The organism is Nitratidesulfovibrio liaohensis (genome assembly GCF_011682075.1).
Lineage (GTDB): Bacteria > Desulfobacterota > Desulfovibrionia > Desulfovibrionales > Desulfovibrionaceae > Cupidesulfovibrio > Cupidesulfovibrio liaohensis.
The window spans coordinates 1-1,895 of the sequence record NZ_VSMK01000476.1; the positions used below are offsets into that span (position 1 = coordinate 1).

2 protein-coding genes are annotated in these 1,895 nt (G+C 70.2%); both read left to right on the forward strand.

The features are described 5' to 3' along the window. The first annotated feature begins 187 nt into the window (after positions 1-187). Positions 188-1,066 (forward strand): hypothetical protein, encoded by an 879-nt coding sequence (locus tag FVW27_RS14490; RefSeq protein ID WP_167126408.1) that lies wholly within the window; start codon positions 188-190, stop codon positions 1,064-1,066. A 73-nt stretch (positions 1,067-1,139) separates the two neighbouring features. Then, positions 1,140-1,895: hypothetical protein (locus FVW27_RS14495; protein ID WP_208294812.1), on the forward strand; the 756-nt coding region annotated here is incomplete at its 3' end.

The following is a 1,895-nucleotide window of genomic DNA, read 5'->3' on the forward strand; positions in this document are numbered from 1 at the left end:
CCCGCCTGCCGCCCGTCACGGGCCGGAGCGGGGCGGCATCGTTCTGCGCGGGCGATGGGCCGCGCGGCTGGGTTGCTACCGACCGCCAAGCGCTCCGGCCAGGCCTGCAAATGCCCGTTGACAGTCGCACGGGGCGGTCATAAGACGCGGGTGCGACTGCCCCACGCGGTCATATCCGGAGGATTCCATGCCCGTCCGCATCCCGGCCCGGCCCGCCCAGCATACCCCCAGGCGCGCAGGCACCGCCACACCGCGCCGTTTCCGCGCCCCTTTCCCACTTTCCGGCCTGCCGGGCTCAGCCGGTCTGCCCTGCCTGCTGGCCACCCTGCTGCTGGCAATGTCGCTGGCCGCCTGCGCGCCGCGCATCACCGACGACGGTGCCCAGCCCTACGCCAGCCCCCAGCCGGAACGCATCTACCCCGGCCCCGTGCCGGTGCAGGTGCTGGACCGCTTTCTGCTGACGTCCTTCGCCCAGCGCAACCCCGACGCAGCCCAGCGCGCGGGGCTGGTGGTGCTGCCCGATGGCCGGGCCGAGCCTTCCGGCGACATCGTGCCGCAGGACTACCAGCCGGAATCGTGCGGGCTGGAACTGGCCCTGCGCCTGAACCTGCGCTCGTTCCCCTCGCTGCTGCTGGGCTTTACCGACGATACGCGGCGCACTTTCGCCTCGCCCAGGCAGTGGACCGTCGGCGCGCTGGACCGCACCACGCTCAACGTCCATTCGCCCGACCTCGTGAACACGCTGGTGGTCTTCGCCACGCTGGACTGGAACGGCAATGGCGTGCGCGACTGGTTGGCGCTGCTCACCCAGAAGACCCCGCACGACGAAGGCTTCTACCTGGGCTACTGGCTGGTGGTGGAAGATCCCGCGCCCAAGGGGCTGTTGCAGGCCCGGCTGCTGTCGCTGGACGAATACCGGGGCATCGGCCAGCCGGTGGTCCGCACCGGCGAAGAGGCACGCGTCTTCCTTGACAAGCTGCTGCGCGAGCAGATCCTGCCCGCCTCGCAAGAGGCGGCGCGCAAGGCCGCCGACGAGGCCACCATCAAGGCCATCCTGAAACAGTAGCCGGCCTGATACAGTAGCCGGAAGGCGCAGGTCGCGCCGGACACCCCCAACCGCCCGCCGGGCATCACCTGCCATGCACAGCACCCGCCCTACCGCCCAGCGTTCCGCCGCCCTGCGCGGCCTTGCCGTCCTTGTCCCGCTGTTGTTGCTGGTCCTGGCCTCCGGCTGCGCCCTGCAACCGGTGGAGGTGGTACGGCCCGACATGTTCCGCAACTATGCCGCCTACCTGCGCGACGAGATGGTGCGCCGCAACCTTCTTGATGCCGAGGGCAACTACATGGAGGCGGCCATCCGCGACAACCGCGAGTACCGCCCCGCCTCGTACGGCGAGGAACTGTACCGCCGCCTGTCCATGCGCTTTCGCTCGGCAGAGGCACGCAACGGCCTTGCGGGCGAAACATTCGCGGATTCCGCGGCACCGGACGACAACGTGCGCATCGGCAAGGTGGGCTTTGCCCTGGGCCAGGGCATGGACGTGATTTCCGTGTCGCTCACGGCCATCACCGACTGGAACGGCGACGGCGTGAACGACTGGCTGGTGACCTGCACGGTTACCCCGCTGTTCGGCTCCGGCCCGCGCGAATACTATCTGGTGGTGGAAAACGTGGCCCCCACGGGCGTGCTGAAGCCCACCCTGTTGGCCATCCGGGACTGCGCGAACAACGAGTGCACCCTGCTGGTGGGCAAGGCGCGCAGCAAGGTGCTGGGCTTCGACCCCGACCGCAGCACCGACAAGGCGCCCGCCAACTTCGTGGAATCGCAGCCGGGCCAGCAGATCGTGGTGCCGCCGCACACCCCGGCCCCGGCGGGCGCACCCGGCGCGGGCGGG

Bases quoted from the DNA above. Each gene is read 5' to 3' on its own strand.
- FVW27_RS14490 (WP_167126408.1), top strand. From the start codon at position 188: ATGCCCGTCCGCATCCCGGCCCGGCCCGCCCAGCATACCCCCAGGCGC.